Source organism: Hydrogenophaga sp. IBVHS2, from assembly GCF_002127215.1.
Lineage (GTDB): Bacteria > Pseudomonadota > Gammaproteobacteria > Burkholderiales > Burkholderiaceae_C > Hydrogenophaga.
On sequence record NZ_NFUT01000001.1, the window covers coordinates 535,969 to 558,612 of the forward strand.

At 70.9% G+C, this 22,644-nt stretch carries 25 protein-coding genes; 8 read left to right on the plus strand and 17 right to left on the minus strand.

Going from position 1 to position 22,644, the window contains the following annotated elements; genetic code table 11:
• Window positions 1-7 precede the first annotated feature (7 nt).
• On the plus strand, window positions 8-1,159 hold the full coding sequence (locus CAP38_RS02660; RefSeq protein ID WP_256924216.1) for a phytoene/squalene synthase family protein: 1,152 nt from the start codon (window positions 8-10) through the stop codon (window positions 1,157-1,159).
• 21 nt (window positions 1,160-1,180) lie between these two features.
• Here the strand turns inward: CAP38_RS02660 and CAP38_RS02665 are convergent, their stop codons facing one another.
• The 17 genes from CAP38_RS02665 to CAP38_RS02745 all read right to left on the minus strand — a co-directional run bounded on the left by CAP38_RS02665 (window position 1,181) and on the right by CAP38_RS02745 (window position 17,126).
• Window positions 1,181-2,182, minus strand: a complete 1,002-nt coding sequence (locus CAP38_RS02665; protein WP_256924217.1) for an NAD(P)H-binding protein — start codon at window positions 2,180-2,182, stop codon at window positions 1,181-1,183.
• 8 nt (window positions 2,183-2,190) lie between these two features.
• Window positions 2,191-2,943 (minus strand): formylglycine-generating enzyme family protein, encoded by a 753-nt coding sequence (locus tag CAP38_RS02670; protein ID WP_086119315.1) that lies wholly within the window; start codon window positions 2,941-2,943, stop codon window positions 2,191-2,193.
• Window positions 2,944-2,973: 30 nt separating this feature from the next.
• Window positions 2,974-3,882: a carotenoid 1,2-hydratase gene (locus CAP38_RS02675; RefSeq protein WP_256924218.1), complete on the minus strand. Its 909-nt coding sequence runs from the start codon at window positions 3,880-3,882 to the stop codon at window positions 2,974-2,976.
• Window positions 3,837-5,372 (minus strand): 1-hydroxycarotenoid 3,4-desaturase CrtD, encoded by a 1,536-nt coding sequence (crtD, locus tag CAP38_RS02680; protein ID WP_086119316.1) that lies wholly within the window; start codon window positions 5,370-5,372, stop codon window positions 3,837-3,839. Before crtD ends, CAP38_RS02675 begins: the two co-directional genes overlap by 46 nt.
• Entirely contained in the window at window positions 5,369-6,145 is a 777-nt protein-coding gene (locus tag CAP38_RS02685) for a hypothetical protein (protein WP_086119317.1), read from the minus strand. The genes crtD and CAP38_RS02685 overlap by 4 nt, the downstream gene beginning before the upstream one ends.
• Window positions 6,146-6,168: 23 nt before the next feature.
• The gene (pufC, locus tag CAP38_RS02690) at window positions 6,169-7,260 is read right to left on the minus strand and encodes a photosynthetic reaction center cytochrome PufC (RefSeq protein WP_086119318.1); all 1,092 of its coding nucleotides are present in this window, start codon (window positions 7,258-7,260) and stop codon (window positions 6,169-6,171) included.
• Window positions 7,260-8,237, minus strand: coding sequence for a photosynthetic reaction center subunit M (gene pufM, locus CAP38_RS02695; protein ID WP_086119319.1), 978 nt, complete (start codon window positions 8,235-8,237; stop codon window positions 7,260-7,262). Before pufM ends, pufC begins: the two co-directional genes overlap by 1 nt.
• A 16-nt stretch (window positions 8,238-8,253) precedes the next feature.
• Window positions 8,254-9,093 (minus strand): photosynthetic reaction center subunit L, encoded by an 840-nt coding sequence (gene pufL, locus CAP38_RS02700; protein ID WP_086119320.1) that lies wholly within the window; start codon window positions 9,091-9,093, stop codon window positions 8,254-8,256.
• A gap of 121 nt (window positions 9,094-9,214) precedes the next feature.
• The gene (gene pufA, locus CAP38_RS02705) at window positions 9,215-9,406 is read right to left on the minus strand and encodes a light-harvesting antenna LH1, alpha subunit (protein WP_086119321.1); all 192 of its coding nucleotides are present in this window, start codon (window positions 9,404-9,406) and stop codon (window positions 9,215-9,217) included.
• Between the two features lie 12 nt (window positions 9,407-9,418).
• Window positions 9,419-9,643, minus strand: a complete 225-nt coding sequence (locus CAP38_RS02710) for a hypothetical protein (RefSeq protein ID WP_086119322.1) — start codon at window positions 9,641-9,643, stop codon at window positions 9,419-9,421.
• 38 nt (window positions 9,644-9,681) lie between these two features.
• Window positions 9,682-9,825, minus strand: a complete 144-nt coding sequence (gene pufB / locus CAP38_RS02715; protein ID WP_086119323.1) for a light-harvesting antenna LH1, beta subunit — start codon at window positions 9,823-9,825, stop codon at window positions 9,682-9,684.
• A gap of 108 nt (window positions 9,826-9,933) precedes the next feature.
• Window positions 9,934-11,427 (minus strand): chlorophyllide a reductase subunit Z, encoded by a 1,494-nt coding sequence (bchZ, locus tag CAP38_RS02720; protein ID WP_086119324.1) that lies wholly within the window; start codon window positions 11,425-11,427, stop codon window positions 9,934-9,936.
• Window positions 11,427-12,971, minus strand: coding sequence for a chlorophyllide a reductase subunit Y (gene bchY / locus CAP38_RS02725; protein ID WP_086119325.1), 1,545 nt, complete (start codon window positions 12,969-12,971; stop codon window positions 11,427-11,429). Before bchY ends, bchZ begins: the two co-directional genes overlap by 1 nt.
• Window positions 12,972-12,975: 4 nt before the next feature.
• Window positions 12,976-13,983, minus strand: coding sequence for a chlorophyllide a reductase iron protein subunit X (locus CAP38_RS02730; protein WP_086119326.1), 1,008 nt, complete (start codon window positions 13,981-13,983; stop codon window positions 12,976-12,978).
• Window positions 13,980-14,951, minus strand: a complete 972-nt coding sequence (gene bchC, locus CAP38_RS02735) for a chlorophyll synthesis pathway protein BchC (RefSeq protein ID WP_086119327.1) — start codon at window positions 14,949-14,951, stop codon at window positions 13,980-13,982. The genes CAP38_RS02730 and bchC overlap by 4 nt, the downstream gene beginning before the upstream one ends.
• 32 nt (window positions 14,952-14,983) lie before the next feature.
• Window positions 14,984-16,183: a methyltransferase gene (locus CAP38_RS02740; protein WP_086119328.1), complete on the minus strand. Its 1,200-nt coding sequence runs from the start codon at window positions 16,181-16,183 to the stop codon at window positions 14,984-14,986.
• Between the two features lie 16 nt (window positions 16,184-16,199).
• Window positions 16,200-17,126 (minus strand): polyprenyl synthetase family protein, encoded by a 927-nt coding sequence (locus tag CAP38_RS02745; RefSeq protein WP_086119329.1) that lies wholly within the window; start codon window positions 17,124-17,126, stop codon window positions 16,200-16,202.
• 173 nt (window positions 17,127-17,299) lie between these two features.
• Between CAP38_RS02745 and ccmA the strand changes: the two genes are divergently transcribed.
• From ccmA to CAP38_RS02780, 7 genes are read left to right on the plus strand one after another with little or no spacing between them, the layout of a single operon-like run.
• Entirely contained in the window at window positions 17,300-17,965 is a 666-nt protein-coding gene (gene ccmA / locus CAP38_RS02750; RefSeq protein WP_086119330.1) for a cytochrome c biogenesis heme-transporting ATPase CcmA, read from the plus strand.
• A 59-nt stretch (window positions 17,966-18,024) separates the two neighbouring features.
• Window positions 18,025-18,693 (plus strand): heme exporter protein CcmB, encoded by a 669-nt coding sequence (gene ccmB, locus CAP38_RS02755; protein WP_086119742.1) that lies wholly within the window; start codon window positions 18,025-18,027, stop codon window positions 18,691-18,693.
• Window positions 18,694-18,697: 4 nt separating this feature from the next.
• Window positions 18,698-19,450 carry a heme ABC transporter permease CcmC gene (gene ccmC / locus CAP38_RS02760; RefSeq protein ID WP_086119331.1) on the plus strand — a complete coding sequence of 251 codons (753 nt, stop codon included), beginning with the start codon at window positions 18,698-18,700 and terminating at the stop codon, window positions 19,448-19,450.
• Window positions 19,447-19,665, plus strand: coding sequence for a heme exporter protein CcmD (gene ccmD / locus CAP38_RS02765; protein ID WP_086119332.1), 219 nt, complete (start codon window positions 19,447-19,449; stop codon window positions 19,663-19,665). Before ccmC ends, ccmD begins: the two co-directional genes overlap by 4 nt.
• A complete protein-coding gene (gene ccmE / locus CAP38_RS02770) occupies window positions 19,662-20,120 on the plus strand; it encodes a cytochrome c maturation protein CcmE (protein WP_086119333.1) in 459 nt (152 codons plus the stop codon). Before ccmD ends, ccmE begins: the two co-directional genes overlap by 4 nt.
• Window positions 20,117-22,120, plus strand: coding sequence for a heme lyase CcmF/NrfE family subunit (locus tag CAP38_RS02775; protein WP_086119334.1), 2,004 nt, complete (start codon window positions 20,117-20,119; stop codon window positions 22,118-22,120). The genes ccmE and CAP38_RS02775 overlap by 4 nt, the downstream gene beginning before the upstream one ends.
• Window positions 22,117-22,641, plus strand: coding sequence for a DsbE family thiol:disulfide interchange protein (locus CAP38_RS02780; RefSeq protein WP_086119335.1), 525 nt, complete (start codon window positions 22,117-22,119; stop codon window positions 22,639-22,641). Before CAP38_RS02775 ends, CAP38_RS02780 begins: the two co-directional genes overlap by 4 nt.
• Window positions 22,642-22,644 lie beyond the last annotated feature (3 nt).

The window sequence follows — 22,644 nt, forward strand, 5'->3', positions numbered from 1 at the left end:
CCCGCCCATGCCCATGACCGAACACGACGTCACCGCCCGTACCCCCGATCCCGCGGCCGACCTGCAGGCCTGCGTGGCCCTCATGCGCACCGGCTCGCGCAGCTTCTTTGCCGCCAGCCGGCTGCTGCCGGCCCGGGTGCGCCCGGCCTCGATCGCGCTGTATGCCTTCTGCCGCGTGGCCGACGACATCGTGGACGAGGCCGGTCTGGCCCCGGCGGAGAGCCGCTCGCTGCTGGCCGGCCGGCTCGATGCGATCTATGCCGGCTGCCCCGGCCCGGCCGTGGAAGACCGGGCCCTGGCGGCCGTGGTCCGGCAGTACGACCTGCCGCGTCCCTGGCTGGATGCGCTGCTGGACGGCTTTGCCTGGGATGCCGCAGGCCGCACCTACGAAACCCTGGAAGAAGTGCACGACTACGGCGCCCGCGTGGCCGGCAGTGTGGGCGCCATGATGTGCTGGCTCATGGGCGTGCGCAGCCCGCAGGCCCTGGCCCGTGCCTGCGAGATGGGTGTGGCCATGCAGCTGACCAACATCGCCCGCGACGTGGGCGACGATGCCCGCAACGGCCGCCTGTACCTGCCGCGCCAGTGGCTGCGCCAGGCCGGCATCGACCCCGAGGCCTGGCTGACCGCGCCTGTCGGCTCAGCGGCCCTGCAGTCGGTGGTGCTGCGCCTGCTGGACGAGGCCGACCGCCTGTACCGTCGGGCCACGCTGGGCGTGGCCCTGCTGCCGCGCGACTGCCGCGCCGCCATCCTGGCTGCCCGCCTGATCTATGCCGACATCGGCACCCGGATACGCCGCCAGTCCATCGACCCGCTGCGCCAGCGCAGCGTGGTGCCCACCGCGCGCAAGCTGGTGCTGGCCGCCCTGGCCTCGGCGCGGGCGTGGCAGGGCACGCAGCGGGTGGACCGCCACGGCCTGCAGGCGGACCCGCTGGCGGCGGTGGCCTATCTGGTGGATCACGTGGCCACGGTGGACGACCTGCCGTCGGCCATGCCGCGCCCGCTGCGCAACCGCGTGGTCTGGATGATCGAGATGTTCGAGCGCGTCGAGGTGCAGCGGCTGGAGCAGCGCATGGCGCAGCGCCGCGCACAGCAGAACACCGCATCGGCCAACAACGGCGCCGATCGGCACGCCGGCTCGGCGCGCCTGTCGGCCTGACCGCGGCCGCAGCCGGGCCGGTCAGAACACCGCGTGATCGCCGCGATCGGGGGCGGCCTCGCCCCGGGCCAGGGCTGCGTAGTGGTCCCACAGCGTGTCGCTCCCGGTGGACGGCGTGGCGTCTGCGTCGTAGCGGCCGGTGAGCGGGTTCAGCACCAGCATCGACTCGGTCGCGTAGTAACGCCCGATGCCGGCCAGCTCGGCCTTGTCGGCCAGGGACGGGCGCAGGCGTGAAGCCAGCCGCAGGCCGCCGATCACACCGTCCAGCACCCACACCGGCACCTCGCGGAAGCGGGGCTGGCGACCCAGCAGCGCGAACAGGTGTTCGCCCTGTTCGCGCGGCGTGATGGCCGGCCCCGGCCCGCCGATCGGCAGCACCCGGTCGTGCCGCTGCGGGTCGGTCAGGCAGCTGGCGATGAAGTCGCCCAGATCCCGGTCGCTGATGGGCTTGCAGGCGGTCAGGCGCCCGTCGCCCATGAGCAGGAAGGGCTGGCCGCGCCGCACCCGTTCCACCTGCCCGGAGAGCGACTTGAAGAAGGCGGTGGGCCGCACGATGCTGTAGCGCAGGCCCGATGCGATCAGCGCCTGTTCGGCCGCCCGCTTGGCCTGCTGGAAGGCGAGCAAGGGCTTCTGCACGCACAGGGCCGAGAGCATCACCATGTGCGGCACGCTGCTGTCCTGTGCGGCCTGCAGCGCCTGCAGCGTGGCACCGTGGTCGATGGCCCAGGCATCCAGCGGGGCGCCGGTGCGCGAGGCCATGCACGACACCAGCGCATCGAAGCGCTCGCCGGCCATGCCGTCGCGCACGATCGACGCCTGCTGTGTCGGGTCGCCGGTGCGCACGGTGCAGCCCGGCAGCAGCGCGGCGGCGGCGGCGGCATCGAGCCGGCCGCCCACGCCGCTGCGCGGGCGCACCAGACACACCACCGCATGGCCCTGGCGCCGCAGGGCCTGTGCGGTGGCCTGGCCGATGGTGCCGGTGGCGCCCAGCAGCAGCACGCGCAGGCCGGATCGATCGGACACGGCGGCCGTCACCGGGTCGGGGCCGGCCCGTCGGCCGGGTAGACGCAGCGCAGGCCGATGTACACGGCATGAAAGCGGGCCGGCTTCCAGGCATCCACACCGGCGCGCATCTGGCTGGCGCCATACCACCACGAGCCACCCATGGTGCGGCGCTCCGGGCCGTCGCTGCCGGGGCGCTGGTCGCTGGCCCATTCCCACACGTTGGCGCCCATGTCGAACAGGCCGTTCACGCCGGCCCGCGTGGCGCCGGTGGGGGACGCGGTCGGCCAGCGGTCGGGCCCGGCGTTGTCGCTGGTGTTGGCGCCCTCCGGGCTGCTGCCGGTGGGAAAGGGGTAGGTGGTGCCGCGCTGGAAGGGCGGCGGCGGTGAGGCGCGCTGCTCGGTGTAGGCGGCGCTGTCCCATTCGGCGGCGGTGGGCAGGCGGCCACCGGCCCAGCGGCAGAAGGCTGCCGCTTCGTCGAAGTTCAGGTGCACCGCGGGCAGGGCGTCGCTGGCGGGGCGGCCCTCGGGCATGCGCCAGGTCCAGCCGGGCCGGCGGGTCCAGCCGCCGGCGAACTCGAAGCCGCCGCCTTCGGCCTCGGCCCGGGTGCGGGTGCCGGTGTCGGCCACGAAACGGCCGAAGCGGGCGATGCTGACCTCGGTGCGGTCCCAGCGCAGGGCACCCAGGGTCACGGTGTCGGGGGCGGTGGGGGTAGCGGCAGCGGGCAGGGCTGCGGCCCAGACCCACAGGCCCAGGATGGCAGGCAGGGCATGGCGTTTCATGCCGCGATCATGCCGCGCACCGCAAGGCCGTCAGGTGCGCCGGGGCATGCGCCAGGGCAGCATGGCCTGCACGATGGGCGAGACCAGGCGGGGCACATGCAGGGTTTCGTGGAAGCAGGTCACCGTCTCGCCCAGCAGGCTGTGCCGCAGGGCGGCGCGCTGGTAGAAGGGCGTGTCTTCCAGCTGCTCGTGCACCGTCACCGGGCCGTCGCTGCGCAGCCGCCGCGCCAGCCGCCACGCCGTGCGCGGCAGTGTCTTCTGCGGCGGTGCCTCGAAGGGCGTGACCTCGCCGTCGGTGCCGAAGCGCAGTGCCAGCAGTCGGGCGTCGGGCCGGGTGGGCTCCAGGTCGTACAGCACGGCGGTGCTGCCGTCGGCCATGAGGCTGCGCGACCAGTCCCATTCGGTGAAGGCGCGCTCGATGGGTTCGTCGCCCTCGTTGGAGTCCAGGTAGGCCTGACCGCGCCAGCGCTGTTCGGGCAGGCTGAGGTCGACCTCCACCCGGGCCTGCGGTGCCAGCGGCCCCCAGCGGTGTCGGCCAGAGGCATCCAGCGGGGTGCTGAACGAGAACAGCTGCATGGGGTGCACCTGGATGCGGCCCCTGACCCGGCGCGGCAGGGGCACGCCGACCTCGTCGATGTCGATCACCAGGCTGTCACCGTTCCAGCGCAGCTGGCTCGGCCCGATGCGGAATTCGGTGCGGTCGCGGTGGTTGTGGGCGGCACCGCGCTCGGTCATGGTCCAGCGCCGCGCATGGCGGCTGTAGAGGGCCACGTTCAGGGCGCAGAAGTTGTCGGGGTTGGTGGTGGCGCCGCCCCGCCGCGCCCAGGCGTAGTAGGGCGAGAACACGCTGCCGACGAAGGCGATGATGGTCAGGCCGTACTGGCCGTCGTCGCTCAGGGCGTCGAGGTACCACCAGAGGTAGCCACCCGGGGGAACCACCGGGTCGAAGCGCGGCTCTCCAGCAGGGCCTCGGCCGCCCGAAGGCCAGAGAGGGCCGCCATCGGCACCCCCGGGCCCGGATGGACGCTCCCCCCCGCCAGGAAAAGGCCAGCCACCGGCGTCGCGGCGTTCGGTCGTGCGAAGGCCGACATCCAGCCGTGGGTCGCCTGGCCATACAGGGCTCCCCCGGTGGCCGGGAAGAGGCGATGGAAATCCGCCGGCGTGGTGAGCACCGACGGCGGATTCGCCTGCCGGATGCGCAGCCCACACCGGCGCAGCAGGTTGAAGGCGGCGGTCTGACATGGTTCGATCTCCTGCGGGGTGAATCGGGACGGCTGGTCGCCCACGGCGGGCGCATTCACCAGGCACAGCAGGCGCTCGGCGCCTGGCGGTACGGAACCCGTGCCCCGGTCCTGCGCGCAGACATAGACCGTGGGCTGGGAAGGGAGGCGGCCGTGGCCGAAGATGTCGCGGAATTCGCTGGCGTAATCGCTGCGGAAGAACACGTTGTGGCGGTCCAGTGCCAGTCCGCTGGTGGGCGTGTGGATGGACCAGGTGAGGGCCGAGAGCGAGCGCGGCTGGGCCCGGGCGGGCACGCTGTCCTGCACCTGCGGTCCGAGCAGGCCGCCGCGCAGGGCGGCGATGTCGCCGTTGAAGACCACGCTGTCGGCCGCCAGCCGTTCCCCGCTGGCCAGCAGCACGCCGCTGGTGCGGCCACGCTCGGTCTGGATGCGGGCACAGGGGCTGTGGTAGCGGAACACCGCGCCGTGCTGACGCGCCAGCCGTTCCAGGCAGCGGGCCAGTGCGTGCATGCCGCCATCGATGGACCACACGCCGTCGAGCTCGACCTGGGCGATCAGCATCAGGGTGGCGGGCGCCTGCCAGGGCGACGAGCCGGTGTAGGTGGCATAGCGCCCGAACAGCTGGCGCATGCGCGGATCATGGAAGTGCCGGCCCAGGCTGCGCCACAGGCTGGCCATCGGACCCAGACCGGCCAGCGCACCGATGCCTCTGAAGCCCAGACGCGCGGACAGGCCCAGCATGCCCGGCATGCGGTCGCGGATGTAGGGGCCTTCGAGGGCGCGGTAGACCTCCCGGGCCTGGGCGCAGAAGGCGGTGAAGCGGCGGGCCTCGGCCGCGCCGGCGAAGTCTCCCACCGCACGGGCCGATTGCGCCGCATCGGCGTGCAGGTCCAGCGTGCTGCCGTCGTCCCACCAGTGGCGGGCCAGCACGCTGAGGGGGCGCAGCTGCAGCTCGGCATCCAGGTCGGCACCGACCGACCCCAGGATCTGGTCGAACACCCAGCGCATGGTCATCACGGTCGGGCCGCTGTCGATGGGCGCTCCTCCCACCTCGATCTGCCGCACCTTGCCGCCAGGGCCGCCGGCGGCTTCGACCACGGTCACGTCCATGCCCTGGGCCGCCAGCTGCAGGGCAGCAACCAGCCCGCCCATGCCGGCCCCCACGACGACGACGCGATGGCGGTTCATGGGCTGACCTCGGTGACGGGATGGGTGTCCAGGGCGTTCGGTGCGGGCCAGGCGCCTTGCTGGGCCAGCAGCCGCATGCGCACGAACAAGGATTCGGAGAAGTACTGGTGCCGGTAGGCCGCCTCGATCGCGGTCTGGTGGGCACCCTGGCGCGCGTAGGCGTTCATGGCCGCGGTGTCGCGCCACAGGCTGAAGGTGCACTGCCGCACCAGCGGCGCTTCACCCAGGCCCATGGCCAGGGTGCAGCCGTCGGCGCGCTGCATGGCGTTCTGCGCGGGCGGTGCGTTGCGCCAGAAGGCCATGGCCTTGGCCGGGCGGATGCTGGCGCGGGTGAGCACCGCCAGCGGGCGGGGCTCCTGATCGGGCGGGATGTCGTGGGTCCATGCGCCAAGCTGGCTGGCCGGCGTGGTGCCCCAGGCCTGGCCGTCCCAGTGGCCCCGGGCCGACACCACCTCCAGCATGCCGCTCCAGTGCTGGCCGGCGCGCTCGCGCATGCCCTGCACATGGCTGCCCTGCAGGAAGGCGTCGGCCTGGCCGGCATGATCGAACACCGCAATGAGGCCCTGGTGGCTGGCGCTGGGGCGCAGGCCGAAGCCGCCCCCGTGCCCGCTGCCCATGACCTTGGAAAAGCAAAGGCCCGGCGTCTCCTTGAGCGCACCGGGCCCCTGGGCCAGCCGCATCCAGCCCCAGCCCTGGTGTTCGCGCAGGTAGTTCACCAGCACGACCACCACCACCCCCGAGAGGGTGATCACATCCTGGGCGACCTCGGCCATGGTGGGGTGCCCAGGTGGGGGGCTCAGGGTTTGGCCGGCGGTGCGGCCGGGGTGGCCGCGGCCGCTGCATCCGCCGGCGGTGCGGCGGTGTAGGGCCGGTAGGCCGCCAGTTCCGGGTGGTCCTTGAGCATGGACTGGCCCAGCAGCGGCTTGTAGGCACCCTGGTGGCAGGTGGCGCAGTTGGCCTTGGCCACGTCGCCCAGCTCGCCCTTGCGGTGGGCCGGGAAGACCTGCGTCAGGGGCTCCATGTAGGACAGGTTCACCTCACGCGCCATGCGGATGCCGTGCCAGGCGGTCACGCGCTGCGGCGGGCCGCCCTGCCAGCCGCCGAAGTTGGCGCTGTTGTGGCAGTAGGTGCAGTTCACGCCCAGACCCGACGACATGTGCTCCATCAGGGCATAGGTCTTTTCGGTGCGCTGGATGCTCTCGCCCTTGCCGCCGCTGATGGGCAGCGCGTTCTGCGGCTGCACCCGGATGGGTTCGGCACCCAGCAGGTACGGGGTGAACGGGTCGTACGGCAGCGAGGCCAGGCCCACCGAGTCGGCCGGCGTGTTCTGCCCGGCCTTGTCGCCCATGAAGTTGGAGCCGTAGGGTTCGGACTTGGCGGTGAACCAGATCTCCTTGGGCACCGGCTGGCCGCGGTGGCAGGTGTAGCAGGTCACGCCGGTTTCCTTGACGTGGCTCTTGTAGCTGCTGTTGATGAACTGCGTCATCTGCACCATCTTGCGCGCCACCACCTTGGTGTAGAGGCTGTCGTCGGCAAAGTTGGCACCGGCGTGGCAGTAGGTGCAGCCCTGCTCGGGCGCGACCCAGGCCGTCATGGCCACCATCAGGCGGGTGAATTCACCCACGCTGAGATCGCCCAGCACCTGCACGTTCTGGTAGATGGCACCGGCCTTGGGGCCGCTGGTGTCGGCCGGTGGCTGGGCCTCGGGCACCACGTTGGCCTTGTCGACCTCGATGAGCGTGCGCGGGTTGTAGACCTGGACCATGCCGGTGCCGCGGTAGCCGTGCTGCACGGTTTCCATCGGCGGGCGCTCGCAGGCGGACAGGAGTGTGAGGGAGGCCAGGGCCGCCAGGCCAAGCCAGCGGCGGGTGCGGGATGTCGTGTTCATCACTTGCCTCCGTTCATGAGGGCCGGGTCGATGACCTCGGGGAAGACCATCGGGTACGGCGGAGCCACACCGTGCTTGATCGCCCACAGGTACCAGTTGTCCACCACGGTGCCGGTCAGCAGGATGCCGATGCCGCCCGTGAGCGGGCACAGCACCGCGAACCACCAGGCCCAGCGGTGGATGGATTCCATGGTGGCGTTGAAGCCCATGGTCCAGCGCCAGAACAGGGCAGCGCGTTCGCTGGCCGTGCCGCGGTCGGTGATCTGTTCGATCTCGCGCTCACCGCCGTAGCGGCCCACCGCCAGGATGGTCGCCCCGTGCATGGCGAACAGCAGGGTGGAGCCGTACAGGAAGGCGATCGAGAGCGCGTGGAACGGGTTGTAGAACAGGTTGCCGTAGCGCAGGCTGAAGGCGGCCGTCCAGTCCAGGTGGGGGAAGATGCCGAAGGGCACCGCCTCGCTCCAGGTGCCCATGAGCACCGGCCGGAACAGACCCAGCACCAGGAACAGCCAGATGGCCGCCGCAAAGGCCCAGGGCACATGGGTGCCCATGCCCAGCTCGCGGGCGCGGCGGTAGGTGCGGGCCCACCACAGCAGGATGGAGACGGTCAGGAAGGCGCCGCAGATCTGCCACCAGCCACCCTGGTTGAGCGGGGCCAGGCCCAGGCCGTGTTCCGGTCCCGGCGGCTCCAGCGAGAGCCAGAACAGCTGGCGCACGAACTGGATCGGGTCGTAATTGACCGAGGCCAGCATGTTGAAGCCGATGATGTTGAACGCCAGCAGGCCGAGGATCAGCGAGGCCAGCCCGAGTCCACCCAGGTAGATCGGGCCCACCTGGGCATTGCCCAGGCGACCGAACAGGTGGACGATGGCCGGTTCCTTGCCGGTGCGCGGGCTGTTGCCGTGTCCCAGCGGCACGCCGTGGTGCAGCGGGCCCACGGCCTGGACCGTGGTGAAGAGGTTCTGGTATTGAGCCATGGTGTTCTCCCTGCGGTTACTTCAGCGGCCACTGCGACCAGATGGGCAGGTTCAGCCACCAGCCCCACCACTCGGGCCATCCGCGGCTCCAGAACGGGCCGCTGATGACGATGCACAGGGCACTGAACAGCACGGCCGCCAGCGCCAGGAACAGACCCAGCCGGTGGATGCCCAGGGTGCCCACCGAGTAGCCGATGATGTCGCGGAAGAAGGTGTCTTCATGCTCCGGCGTCTTCACCTCGGTGCCCGGGGCCGGGTTGGTGGCCGACAGCACCAGGGCGCCGTGCAGCGACAGCGCGAAGGTGGTGGCGAAGAAGAAGCTCACCGCCAGCATGTGCGCCGGGTTGTAGTGGAAGTGCAGGTACTGGTAGCCCACGTTGGACACCCAGTCCAGGTGGCTGAAGATGCCGTAGGGGAAACCGTGTCCCCAGGCGCCCAGCAGTACCGGCCGCACCACCACCAGGGTGACGTAGGCCAGGATGGCCACCGAGAAGGCCGCGGGCACGTGGTAGCCCATGCCCAGTTTTCGGCAGATCTCGACTTCCCGCAGGGCCCACGAACCGAAGGCGCCGATCGCGCACACGGTGATGAGCTGCCACAGGCCGCCTTCCATCAGCGGCGCGAAGCGCAGGCCGTAGGACAGGTCGGGGGGCGCGATGCTGATCTGCCAGAGGTTCCAGGTCGGTCCCTGCGATGCACCCCAGAGGATCATCGCGGTGCCCAGCAGCGTGAAGAACATGGTCGTCACGCCGAAGAAGCCGACATAGAACGGCCCCACCCAGAAATCGAACAGGTCGCCGCCAACCAGGGTCCCGCCTCGAACCCGGTATTTCTTTTCAAAGTTGAGCATGGCCATGGTTCGGCCCTCCTGTCTCAGGTGGATGGAGTTCTTGTGCTTGTGTGGGTTTGAGGGTCTGCGGAGCAAGTGCCGGTCCGGCCCGTTGTGACGGACCGGCACTTGCGTGCCGCGTGGACCGTCAGGTCTTCGGTGCCGGGGTGGCCGCAGGCATCACGGCGGCCGAAGCCGGCTTGGCCTTGGGACCGTCGAGCCAGTTGAACTTGTTCGTGCTCAGCAGAATGAGGTGGATCATTGCTGCCAGGGTGAACAGGAAAACGCCTTGGACGACCATCGCGCGCAGCGGGTCGTAGAGTCGCCAGATTCGCCACATGATGTGTGCTCCTTAGATGATGTGAGACATGAGGGTGTAGACCGCCGCGTGGACGCCCGAGAAGATGCTGGCCTTGTCCTCCGCACCCGGGAGCCAGTCTTGCCAGTGCAGGCCAACGAGTTGGCCCAGCAGTGCCAGCGAGAGCAGCAGCAGGAAGCAGGGCGCAAAGATCAGCAGGAAAGACAGCTTGTCTTCCTTGCGTGAAGGCTTTGGGGCCGCATAAGTCAGGTCGTTCATGGCAGTTCTCCACTCATCGGTTGGGTTGGGCTATGGGATCAGAGCCAGGGCCGCCAGAACCACACCAGCAGGTGGGCCACCACGGCGATTGCCGTGAACCCCACAAAGCCTTGCATGTAGTACTGATGGAACTCCTGAGCCTCGTCGTCCGTCAGGCCGGATATGGATGTCCGTTGTGACATGTGATGCTCCTTCTCAAAAAGGCCTTGTGGCCTGCGTTGCGCCCAACCCGCGCAACCTGGGCAGCCGGGGCGGAATGCCTCGACATCTCTGGCGGGAGTGCACGGCGTTCATGCCGGGACTCCCAGGCCGAGCTCGCGCCCGGCGTTGTTCACATGGCTGGCCTCGACCGTGGCCGCGCCGGCCTGGCGCGCAGCGCGCTCCGAGCCGTCGCGCAGCCGGCGGGCCGCCGATATCTGCACCAGCACCGGCTGCAGCGCCACGATGGCCTGCAGGCGGGCTTGGGCCGCGTCGTCCCACGGGGTCTGGGCAGCGGGGTCGGCGGCACCGTCGCCCAGGCGGGCCGGCGTGGCCTCGCCCCGGTCCATGTCGGTGGCCAGCGGCAGGATGTGGAACAGCGCGTCGAACAGCGCGTTGCACACCTCCTGGATCAGGTAGGTCGCGCCGCTGTAGCCCATGAAGGGCGTGCCGGTGTGGCGGCGGATGATGGCGCCGGGGAAGGACGCCGGAATGAAGGCCGAGCGCATCGGCCCCTGGCTGCCGGCCTCGGCGAGGTACATGCGTTCGTTGTAGCTGCCGAACAGGATCAGCGGCATCTTCTGCTGCACCAGCTCGCGCACGGCGGCGTTGTCGGTCTTCTCGCCGGCCTTGCGCGAGACCGCAAAGCGGCAGGGCAGGCCCATCTCGTCTTCGAGGAAGTGCCGCAGGCCGCGGGCGTAGGTCTCGCCGGCCACCACCGCGAAGCTGGCGGTGGCGAAGAAGTCCTGGGTCACGCTGCGCCACAGGTCCCACACCGGCTTGATGGTGGTGTGCTTCTCGCGCTCGATGAAGGGTTCGGGGTCCAGGCCCAGCAGCTCGCCCAGGGTGCGCAGGAACTGGGTGGTGCTGTGCAGGCCGATGGGGGCCTGCAGGTAAGGGCGCTCCAGGGTCTCGCAGAGCTGGCGGCCGAACTCGCGGTACATGCAGATGTTCACGTCGGCCTCGACCAGGCGCGAGACCTCCGACAGGTGCGAGCCCAGCGGGAACACCATGTTCACCTCGGCGCCGATGCCCTGCACCAGGCGGCGGATCTCGGCCAGGTCGCTCGGGCTGTTGAAGGTGCCGTAGCAGGGGCCGATGATGTTGACGCGCGGCTTCTCGCCCGCCGGGCGCTCGGCCAGCGGTGTGCGGGCGGGCACCTTCTTCATGCCGTACTCGCTCCACAGCCAGGTCATGGCGCGGTTGGCGCACTGCCACTGGTCTTCGTCGATGGTGCGCGGCAAAAAGCGCATCAGGCCGGTGCCTTCGGGGGTGACGCCGCCACCGATCATCTCGGCGATCGAGCCGGTCACCACCACGGCGGGCAGTTCGGGGTCGAGCACCGCATGGGCGCGCTTCATGGCGCCCTCGGTGCCTTCGCGGCCCAGCTGTTCTTCGGCCAGGCCGGTCACCACGATGGGCAGCTCGTGCGGGGGCAGGGCGTCGGTGTAGTGCAGCACGCTGGTCACCGGCAGGTTCTCGCAGCCCACCGGGCCATCGATGACCACCTGCAGGCCCTTGATGGCGGTGAACACATACACGGCACCCCAGTAGCCGCCAGCGCGATCGTGGTCCAGAACCAGCATCAGCCCATCTCCTCGGCCTTGCGGCGCTTGGCCTGCTTCTCGAGCATGCGGCGGTTGTCCTTGCGGAACTCCGGGTGCTCGACCGGCACGCCTTCCCAGACACCGGCGCGGTCACCCTGGCCGACGTTGCCGAAGAAGTCGGCCATCGCATCGAAGCGGTGCTGGTTGGCCATGGCGGCATTGATCACCTGCACCAGCGAACCCGCACCGGCCACACCCATGAGCGGGCGGGCAGAGATCAGGTTGGTGTAGTACAGCGAGGGAATGCGGGCCTGCTTGGCCGCCTGCACCACCGGCGTGGTGCCGATGGCCAGCTGGGGCTGGTATTCGCGCACGGCGGCCAGGTCCTGCTCCAGCGACGCGCGGAACTGCACCTGCACGCCCTTGGCGCGCAGCCAGTCGGCATCGGCCTGGTTCCACGGCGTGGCCGGGCAGGCGCTGCCCACGTAGCGCAGGTCGGCGCCGCAGTCCACCAGCAGGCGGCCCACCAGCAGCTCCGAGCCTTCGTAGCCCGACAGCGTGATGCGGCCCTGGATGCGTTGCTGCGACAGCACGCCCCGGATGGCGCCCAGCGTGGCGTTGCGGGCGGCGTCGATGCGGTCCTGCGCCACACCGGCGGCCTGGCCGATGGCGCCCAGCCATTCGTGGGTGCCGTCGATGCCCACGGGGGCGGAGCCCACCACCGGGCGGCCAGCGGCCTGGAACTCGCGGATGCTGGCGGTGTAGAAGGGGTGGATGGCGGCCACGGCCACGCCGTCGAGCGCGGCGTACAGCTCGCGCCATTCGCGGGTGGGCACCGTGGCGCCCACGGCCAGCCCCATGGGGGCGATCATCTGGCCGATGAGCATCGGGTCGGCCGGGAACATCTCGCCCAGCAGGGTGATGGCCGGCAGGCTCTGGCGGCCGCGGCTGGGGGCCTGCACCGGGCCGGCCATGATCTCTTCCCGGGCGAAGCGCAGCATGGCGCCCGAGAGCACGTCCTTGGCCTCGGCATGGGTGGGCACGCCGAAGCCCGGCACATCGATGCCGATGACCCGCACGCCGTCGATCACCTTGGGCAGCAGCTGCAGCGGCACGCCGCTGGCGGTGGGCACGCACAGGTTGATGACGATGATGGCGTCGAGCTGTGACGGGTCGGCGATGGCATGCACCGCCTCGCGGATGTCCTCGAACAGCTTGCCGGTGACCAGCGTCTCGCTGTTGAAGGGCACGTAACCCACGCTGCGGCGGGCGCCGTAGAAGTGGCTGGTGAAGGTCAGGCCGTACACGCAGCAGGCCGAACCCGACAGGATGGTGGCGGTGCGCTTCATGCGCAGGCCCACGCGCAGCGATCCGAAGGCCGGGCACATGCTCTGCGGCTGGTCGTGCGGGCCGGCTTCCGGGTTCTTGGGATAGTCCTGCGCGTACTGCTGCAGCACCTCGCTCTTGCCGGCCTGGCGGGCGGCCGCCAGCAGGGTCTCGCCGCCGCTGTGGCAGCCCATGCCGTCGCCCTCGATGGCGGTGGGCACCTTCAGCGGGACGATGGGGATGGTGGTGCTGCCCATGGCTTCAGGCCTCGTCGTAGATGACTTCAAGGCTGGGGCGGCTGGTGTCGGTCTTGCCGCACATGTCGAACTGCGTGGCCGGCTCCAGCACATAGTCCCGGCCGGTGGCAGACGCCGAGAACAGGCCCAGCAGGGCGTCCTGGCTCAGCGGGCTGGGCTTGTTGGGGACGGACGTGGCCACGTTGCTGGCCAGCTCGGCGAACATCGGGCCCCAGGGCGAATCGGGCCGGCCGATGATTTCGTAGCTGGCGCTCTTGCGGCGGATGTCGTCGTTGGCCGGAATGGTGGAGAGCACCGGAATGCCCACCGCCTGGGCGAAGGCCGAGGCCTCGCCGGTGCCGTCGTCGCGGTTGATGACCATGCCGGCCACGCCCACGTTGCCGCCGAGCTTGCGGAAGTACTCCACCGCACTGCACACGTTGTTGGCCACGTACAGCGACTGCAGGTCGTTGCTGGCCACCACGATGACCTTCTGGCACATGTCGCGGGCGATCGGCAGGCCGAAGCCGCCGCACACCACGTCGCCCAGGAAGTCGAGCAGCACGTAGTCGAAGCCCCACTCGTGGAAGCCGAGTTTTTCCAGCGTCTCGAAGCCGTGGATGATGCCGCGGCCACCGCAGCCACGGCCGACCTCGGGACCACCGAGTTCCATGGCGTACACACCGTCGCGCTTGAAGCACACGTCACCGATCTGCACCGCCTCGCCGGCCAGCTTCTTCTTGCTGCTGGTCTCGATGATGGTGGGGCAGGCGCGGCCGCCGAACAGCAGGCTGGTGGTGTCGCTCTTGGGGTCGCAGCCGATCAGCAGCACCTTCTTGCCCTGCTGGGCCATCATGTAGCTCAGGTTGGCCAGCGTGAAGCTCTTGCCGATGCCACCCTTGCCGTAGATGGCAATGATCTGGGTCTCCTTCTTGACCTCGCCGGTGTGCACCGGATCGGGTTCGATGGAGGCCTCCTGCCGCAGCCGCTCCTGGAAGTGGACCGGATGGGTTTTGAGTTCGGGTGCATTCATGCGTTGCTCCAGTCGAGGACCATCTTCAGACACAGCGGGTCGCCGAACGCCGCCTCGTAGGCCGCGTGGGCGCGGACCGGTGATTCGGTGTGGGTGATCAGCCCGTCCAGGCTCAGGCGGCCGGTGTTGACCAGTTCGGTCACGGCCAGCAGGTCGGCGCGCTTCCACTCGGCGGCCACGCGGATCGTGGCCTCGCGCATGAAGGCGGGCGCGTAGGCGAACGACAGGTCCTGGCGGTAGAAGCCGGCCAGCACCACCTCGCCGCCCTTGACCAGGCGCGGGATGACGGTGTGCAGCACGCCGGCGTCGCCGCTGACGTCGTAGATGGCGTTGTATTTCGCCGTGGTGTCCTCGTCCGGGTGCACCACGGTGTAGCCCTCTGCCCCGCTGCGGCGGGCGGCCTGGGTTTCCCAGACCACCGGGGCCGGGGCGCCGGCGGCCACGGTCAGGCGCGCCAGCAGGCGGCCCATGACGCCGTGGCCGACGATCAGGTCGGGCGGGGTGCCGGGGTCGCGGGTGCCGCCCTGGCTGACGGTGTGGTAGGCGGTGGCGGCCAGGGCCAGCAGCACCGCCGAGGCGCCCTGGGCATTGCCGTCGGGGCTCAGGCGGACCACGCGGTCGGCGGGCACCACCAGGCGCGAGCCGGCACCGCCGAACAGGTTGTGCACGCCTTCAAAGCTGTAGGAACCCGGCACGAACACCCGGTCGCCCAGGGCCGGGGCCTGCCGGCCGGTCAGGTCGCCATGGACCCGCACCACCCGACCCACCGTCTCGTAGCCGGGCACCAGCGGGTAGCCCATGCCGGGGAAGGGGGGCATGCTGCCGTCCCAGAGCAGGCGCTCGGTGCCGGTGCTGATGCCGCTGTGTTCCACCTGCACCTCCACGTCGCCCGGCTGTGCCGCCCGCAGGGGCAGCGACCGCACCGAAAGCTGGCACGGTTGCTGGAAGACGATGGCGGCGGCGTTCATGTGTTGTATTTAATGGTTGACAGATTGCAGTGTCACTCTTTATTGACACTCGCGCCTGTGGATAAGGGTAAACACCTAGTTTTTTGTCCCATCAGCAGGGCGGCATGCACCGGCTGGTGGCCTGGCAGGCGGCGCACCTGGTCGAAGCCGGCCTCGGTCATGAGCTGCATCAGCTCGGCCGGGCTGCGCAGCCGGCCCGATCCCATGGCCAGCAGGTAGAAATGGAAATACGGGTCGGGTGTGGCCGGCTGGCCCTCCACCTCGGCCATGGGCTCGGCCAGCAGCAGTTCGCCCCCGACCGGCAGGGCATCGTGGATGGCGCGCAGCAGCCGGCGCACGGCGGCATCCGGGTGGTCGTGGGCCACGCGCACCAGGGTGATCAGGTCGGCGCCCGGTGGCAGCGGGTCGTGCAGGAAGCTGCCCGGGTGGCATTCGATGCGGGCGGACAGCCCCTGGTCGGCGATGCGCTGGCGGGCCAGCTGCGAGACCGGTGGCAGGTCCATGTGCATCAGGGCCAGTGCCGGGTGGCGGCGGGCCAGGGCACACACCCAGCCGCCCAGGCCGCCGCCCACGTCCAGCACCTTGCGGTGGCGGCTGAAGTCGTGGCCGGCCAGCATCTCGTCGATGACGAAGCGCTGCGAACTGGCCATGAGGGCCGAATAGCGCGCGAACTGATTGGCCGGTGCCGGCGCCTGCGAACGCCCGTCCTGGTGGTCGGTGTAGGGCCACCAGGCGTGCATCTGGGCGCCATCGGGGTCGCGCAGCAGGGCCAGCGGGTCGTGCAGGTCGCGGTACAGCGTGGCGTTGTGTTCGACCATGTCGCGGATGCCGGCGTGCACCGCCAGCGGCGCCCCCAGCGGGCCCAGGCCGTAGCGCCCGGGGCCGCGCTGCTCCAGCAGCTGCAGGGCCACGGCGGAGTCCAGCAGGCGCTGCAGGTGGGCCGGCGGTATCCGGTCGCGCTGGGCCATCTCGTCCAGGGTGTGCGGCCGCTCGGCCAGCCGCTCGAACAGCTGCAGGCGCACGCAGCCCAGCAGCACCTGCGAATGCACGAAGCCGGCCATGAGGTCGAACAGCTGGCGCGAACGCCGCTTCACCAGCCAGCGGGTGAAGACGCTGCGGCCGGCCCACTGGCCCAGGGCCGGGCTGGTCATCCAGCGGTCCACCTGGCGCGCCCAGCGCTCGCCCCAGCCGCTGGCTGCGGCCGGTGGGGTGACGGGTTGCAGGGCGCTCATGGCGGTGCAGGGGGCTTCAGGCCACGGCCGGGCGGTGCATGACGCGGGTGGGGCGGGTGCGCTCGCGCTCGATCCGGGCACTGGTGTCCGGCGGGATCAGGCGCGCTGCTTCGTGCAGCACCAGGGCCTGCATGGCGCTGCGGGCCGGGCCGGCGGGCACCGAATCGACCGCCGCGGCCATGAGCGCCTGGAAGTGGTCCATGGCGCCGCCCAGACCCAGGTCGCTGGCGGCACTCGGCCGGTGGTGGGTGGCGTCCTGGCCGGCGGGTTTGCCCAGCTGGTCGGATTCCATCAGCACGTCGCGGATGTCGTCGGCCACCTGGTAGGCCTCGCCCAGGCATTCGCCCAGCGCGCGCCAGCCGGCGGGGTCGGCCCCGGCCGCCAGGGCGCCGGCGCAGGTGGAGGCCACGAACAGCGCACCGGTCTTGGCGCGCTGGTAGGCGGCCAGTTCCACCTGGGGTTCGCATTCCCAGGCCTGACCGGCCACGATGCCGTCGGGCGCGCCGGTGCCGGTGCAGACCAGCTGCAGCAGGCCGGGCAGGCGATCGATGTGGGCCGGCGACTGCCGTGCGCCATGGGCCAGCGCCTGGTAGGCCAGCACGATGAGGGCATCGCCGGTGAGCAGGGCCAGCGGCTCGCCGTACAGGCGGTGCACCGTGGGCTGGCCGCGCCGGGTGTCGGCGTCGTCGAAGGCGGGCATGTCGTCGTGCACCAGCGATGCGCAGTGCAGCAGCTCGATGGCCACGGCCGCCGCGTCGCTCAGGGCCGGGGCGCTGTCGCCGCAGGCCCGCGCCACCGCCAGGCAGAGCTGGGGACGGATGCGGGCACCGCCCGGAAACACCGCATGCCGCATGGCCGCCAGCAGCCGGGGCGGGGCGCTGGGGCTGTGGGCCCGCAACAGTTGCGATTCGAGCGCTTGCTGTATGCGTGACATCAGGTCCATGGCGGCCTCGGTGGTGGCGCTGTCAGAAAGATTCGACAGATCGAGTGTCAATCTAACATGACACTTCGGAATGTCAATGAACTTTCTTTGGACGGATCCATCACCGGCTCCCGCCCCGGGCGGCGGTTTGTGTCATACGAACGGCTGTGGTACAAGTGTCAATTCAAATTGACATGTCGCGTCGGCATGCCAAGGCCAACCCCGAGGGACTCCCGTTGAACACACCTGGCCTGGTGCTGGATTCGGTGACTTGCTCACGCGGCGGGCGCACCCTGTTGTCCGGCCTGAACCTGCAGCTGGCCCCTGGTCAGTGGCTGCAGGTCCGGGGGGCCAACGGTGCCGGCAAGACGAGTCTGCTGCGGCTCATCAGCGGCCTGTTGCCGCCCGAGGCGGGCGAGGTGCGCTGGCGGGGCGAACCGGTGGTGACCCAGCGCGATCGCTGGTGCCGCGAGCGCCTGTACCTCGGGCACGAAGCCGCGCTCAAGGACGATCTCGACCCGCTGGAGAACCTGCTGGCCGCCAGCGTGCTGGCCGGCTGGCCGACCAGCCGACCCCAGGCCCGTGCCGCCCTGGCCGACGCCGGCCTGCGCGGCTGCGAACGCACGCCGGTGCGCCGCCTCTCGCAGGGCCAGCGTCGCCGCTGCGGCCTGGCCAGGCTGCTGCTGTCGCGCCATTCGCCGCTGTGGGTGCTGGACGAGCCCTTCAATGCCCTGGACGCCGATGCCTGCGACTGGCTGGCCTTGCGGCTGCAGGCCCATCTGCAGGGCGGCGGGCTGCTGGTGCTCACCAGCCATCAGCAGGTGCCGCTGACGCAGCCGGCGCAGGAGCTGCAACTGTGAACACCGTGGCCACGCCCGCCGGCGGCCTGGGCCTGGAAGCCCCGTCCCCCGCCCCCCGGCTGTTCGACGGCCTGCGTGCGGTGTTCCTGCGCGACCTGCGCATCGCCCTGCGCCGGCGCAGCGACACCCTGGCCGCGCTGGTCTTCTTCGTGCTGGTGGTCAGCCTGTTCCCGCTGGGTGTGGGGCCGGAGCCGGGCCTGCTGCGCACCATGGCCCCGGGCGTGGTGTGGGTGGCGGCCCTGCTGGCCTGCACCCTGCCGCTCTCCCGCCTGTTCGCCGACGACCATGCCGACGGCACGCTGGAGCAGCTGCTGCTTTCGCCGCACCCGCTGGCGCTGCTGGTGCTGGGCAAGGTGGCGGCGCACTGGGTGGCCGGTGTGCTGCCGCTGGTGCTGGTGGCGCCGGTGCTGGCGCTGCAGTTCGGGCTGCCGGGCTCGGCCATCGGCGTGCTGCTGCTGTCCCTGCTGCTGGGCTCCCCGGTGCTCAGCCTGGTGGGCTCGCTGGGGGCTGCGCTGACGTTGGGTCTGCGCGGCGGCGGCGTGCTGATGTCGCTGCTGGTGCTGCCGCTGCTGGTGCCGGTGCTGATCTTTGGTGCCGGCGCGGTGCAGGCCCACCTGGCCGGCATCGGTGTGGCCGGCCATTTCTCGCTGCTGGGGGCGCTGCTGCTGCTGGCCCTGCTGGCGGCACCCACCGTCACCGGCGCCGCGTTGCGCATTGCCCTGGAGTGAGGCCATGAACCGATCCCGCTTCTTTCATTTCGCGGCCCCGGCCCGCTTTCATGCCCTGGCCGGGCGTCTGGTGCCCTGGTTCGGCTCGGCCGCCGTGGTGCTGGCCCTGCTCGGCCTGTACGTGGGCTTCTTCGTGGCCCCCAGCGACGCCCAGCAGGGCGAGGCCTACCGCATCATCTATGTGCACGTGCCGGCGGCCTGGATGTCGATGTTCGTGTACCTGGTCATGGCGGGCTGGGCCGGGGTGGGTCTGATCTTCAATGCCCGGCTGGCCAGCGTCATGGCGCTGGCGCTGGCGCCCACCGGGGCGCTCATGACGTTTCTTGCCCTGTGGACCGGCGCTTTGTGGGGCCAGCCCACCTGGGGCACCTGGTGGGTGTGGGACGCGCGCCTCACGTCCGAGCTGGTGCTGCTGTTCCTCTACATCGGCTTCATGGCGCTGCACGGCGCCATCGACGACCCGCGCCGTGCCGACCGCGCTGCCGGCCTGCTGGCGCTGGTGGGCGTGGTCAACCTGCCCATCATCTATTTCTCGGTGCAGTGGTGGAACACGCTGCACCAGGGCGCTTCGGTCACCCTCAACAAGGCGCCCAGCATGGCCGCGCCCATGCTGCTGGGCATGCTGCTCATGGCGCTGGCCGCCTGGGCCTACTGCATTGCCATGGGCCTGTCGCGCGCCCGGGTGCTGCTGCTGGAGCGCGACCGCCACACCGACTGGGCCCGCGCGGCCCTGCGCACATCCCCGGAGGCCGCATGAACATCGCCGACTTTCTCGCCATGGACGGCCATGGTCTGTATGTGTGGGGCTCGCTGGGCATGTGCATGGCGGTGCTGGTGGCCGAGGTGGCCCTGCTGCGCCTGCGCCGTCGCCTGCTGGCGCAGGCGCTGAGCGACGAGCTCGACGACGAGATCCCGGCGCACCGGCCCGGACGCGCCGCCGACCGGAACCGGCTGCACGGAGGCCGGGCATGACGCCGCGCCGCCGCCGCGCCCTGGCCCTGCTGGTGGGCCTGTGCACCGTGGGCGCCGCCAGCGCCCTGGTGCTCAATGCCTTCCGCAGCAACCTGGTGTTCTTCTACAGCCCCACCCAGGTGGCCGCCAGCGAGGCCCCGCGCGAGCGCAGCTTCCGGGTCGGCGGTCTGGTGGAAGAGGGCAGCCTGGTGCGCGATGCCCAGGGTCTGACCATCCGCTTCGCCGTCACCGACACGGTGCAGCGGGTGCCGGTCACCTACACCGGCCTGCTGCCCGACCTGTTCCAGGAAGGCAAGGGCGTGGTGGCCCAGGGCCGCCTGGGGGCCGACGGTGTGTTCCGCGCCGACCAGGTGCTGGCCAAGCACGACGAGAACTACATGGCGCCCGAAGCCGCCGATGCGCTGGCCAAGGCCCGCGCCGGCCAGACCGTGGTGCTGCCGGAGGGCCGGCCATGATTCCCGAAATCGGTCATTTCGCGCTGGTGCTGGCCCTGGTCATGGCGCTGGTGCAGTCGGTGCTGCCCCTGTGGGGCGCCCAGACCGGCCACTCCGGCTGGATGCGCCTGGCCACGCCGGCCGCCACCGCGCAATGCCTGCTGCTGCTGGTGGCCTACGCCTGCCTGACCCAGGCCTTCGTCGCGAGCGACTTCTCGGTCAAGCTCGCGGCCCAGCATTCGCACACCGCGCTGCCCCTGATCTACCGCATCACGGCGGTGTGGGGCAACCACGAAGGCTCGATCCTGCTGTGGTCGCTGGTGCTGTCGCTCTGGACCTTTGCGGTGGCCCACCGCAGCGCCGCGCTCGACCTGCCCATGCGGGCCCGGGTGCTGGGCGTGATGGGGCTCATCAGCGTGGGTTTCCTGCTGTTCACGCTGTTCACCTCCAACCCCTTCCTGCGGCTGGACGTGCCGCCGCTGGACGGCCAGGACCTCAACCCGCTGCTGCAGGACCCCGGCATGGCCATCCACCCGCCCATGCTCTACATGGGCTATGTGGGCTTCGTGGTGGCCTTCGCCTTCGCGGTGGCGGCCTTGCTGGCCGGCCGGCTCGATGCCGCCTGGGCGCACTGGTCGCGGCCCTGGACGCTGCTGGCCTGGATGTTCCTGACCATCGGCATCGCGCTGGGCAGCTTCTGGGCCTACTACGAGCTGGGCTGGGGCGGCTGGTGGTTCTGGGACCCGGTCGAGAACGCCTCCTTCATGCCGTGGCTGGTGGGCACGGCGCTGATCCATTCGCTGTCGGTGTCCGAGAAGCGTGGGGCCTTCCGCCGCTGGACCGTGCTGCTGGCCATCCTGGCGTTCTCGCTCTCGCTGCTGGGCACCTTCATCGTGCGCTCGGGCGTGCTCAGCTCGGTTCACGCCTTTGCCACCGACCCGGCCCGGGGGGTGTTCATCCTGGCCTTCCTGGCCGTGGTGGTGGGCGGCTCGCTGGCGCTGTTTGCCTGGCGTGCCCCGGCCATCGGCGCGGGCGACCGCTTCGAGCCGGTGAGCCGCGAATCCTTCCTGCTGGCCAACAACGTGCTGCTGCTCAGCGCGGCTGCCGCGGTGCTGCTGGGCACGCTGTACCCGCTGATCATCGATGCACTGGGCCAGGGCAAGCTCTCGGTCGGGCCGCCGTATTTCCAGGCGGTGTTCGTGCCCCTGATGGCGCCCGCGCTGTTCCTCATGGGGCTGGGTCCGCTGGCCCGCTGGCGCAGCGCCCAGCTGCCCGACCTGGCCCTGCGGCTGCGGGCCGCTGCCGCCGTGGCCATGGCCGGTGCGCTGCTGGCCGCGCTGCTGCTGGGCGTGTGGACGCCGATGTCGGCCCTGGGCCTGCTCATGTCAGCCTGGGTGGCGGCCAGCACCCTGGCCGGCGCATGGCAGCGGCTGCACGATCACCCCGGGCCGGGCTGGCGGGCGCGGCTGGCTGCCCAGAGCGGTGCCTGGTGGGGCCTGCAGCTGGCCCACCTCGGCGTGGCGGTGTTCGTGGCCGGCGTGACCGTGGTCAGCAGCCTGAGCACCGAGTCGGACGTGCGCATGGAGCCGGGGCAGACGGTGGAGGCCGGTGGTCACCGCTTCACGCTGCGCAGCGTGGAGCTGGTGCAGGGGCCCAACTACACCGCCGGGCGCGCGACCATCGACGTGGTGCGCGATGGTCAGGCCGTGGCCACCTTGAGGCCCGAGCGCCGCATCTACACCGTCAGCCGAATGCCCATGACCGAGGTCGCGATCGACCGGGGCGTGCTGCGTGACCTGTATGTCGCCCTGGGCGAGCCGGTGAGCGCCACCGCCTGGAGCGTGCGCCTGCACCACAAGCCGCTGGTGAACTGGATCTGGGGCGGCTGCCTGCTCATGGCCCTGGGTGGCCTGCTGGCGGCTGCCGACCGCCGCTACCGCACGGTCCGGCTGGCCCGCACGGCTGGCGCCGCCGGCGTGCCGGCCCGGCCCGCCGCGCCGGGGCAGAAGGGGTTTGCATGAAGCGTTTCCTGTGGCCGCTGCTGGTGTTCTGCGGTCTGGTGGCCCTGCTGGGCGCCGGGCTGCTGAAAAATCCGCGCGAGGTGCCTTCGCCCCTGGTGGGCCGGCCCGCGCCGGCCTTCAGCCTGCCCACGCTGGCCGACCCCGCCCGGCAGCTCGGCCCCGAGCAGCTGCGGGGCCAGGTCTGGGTGCTCAATGTGTGGGCGTCGTGGTGCGTGGCCTGCGAGGCCGAGCATCCGGTGCTGGTCGACATGGCGCGGCGCACCGATGTGACCCTGGTGGGCCTGAACTACAAGGACAAGCGCGAGGCGGCGCTGGTCTGGCTGGGCCGGCACGGCAACCCCTACCGCGCCAGCCTGCTCGATGCCGATGGCCGGGTGGGCCTGGACTTCGGCGTGTACGGCGTGCCCGAGACCTATGTCATCGACCGCGATGGCGTGATCCGCCACAAGCACACCGGGGCGGTCACGCCCGAGGTGGTGCAGGGCACGCTGCTGCCCCTCATCCGGCAGCTGGAGGGCTGAGCC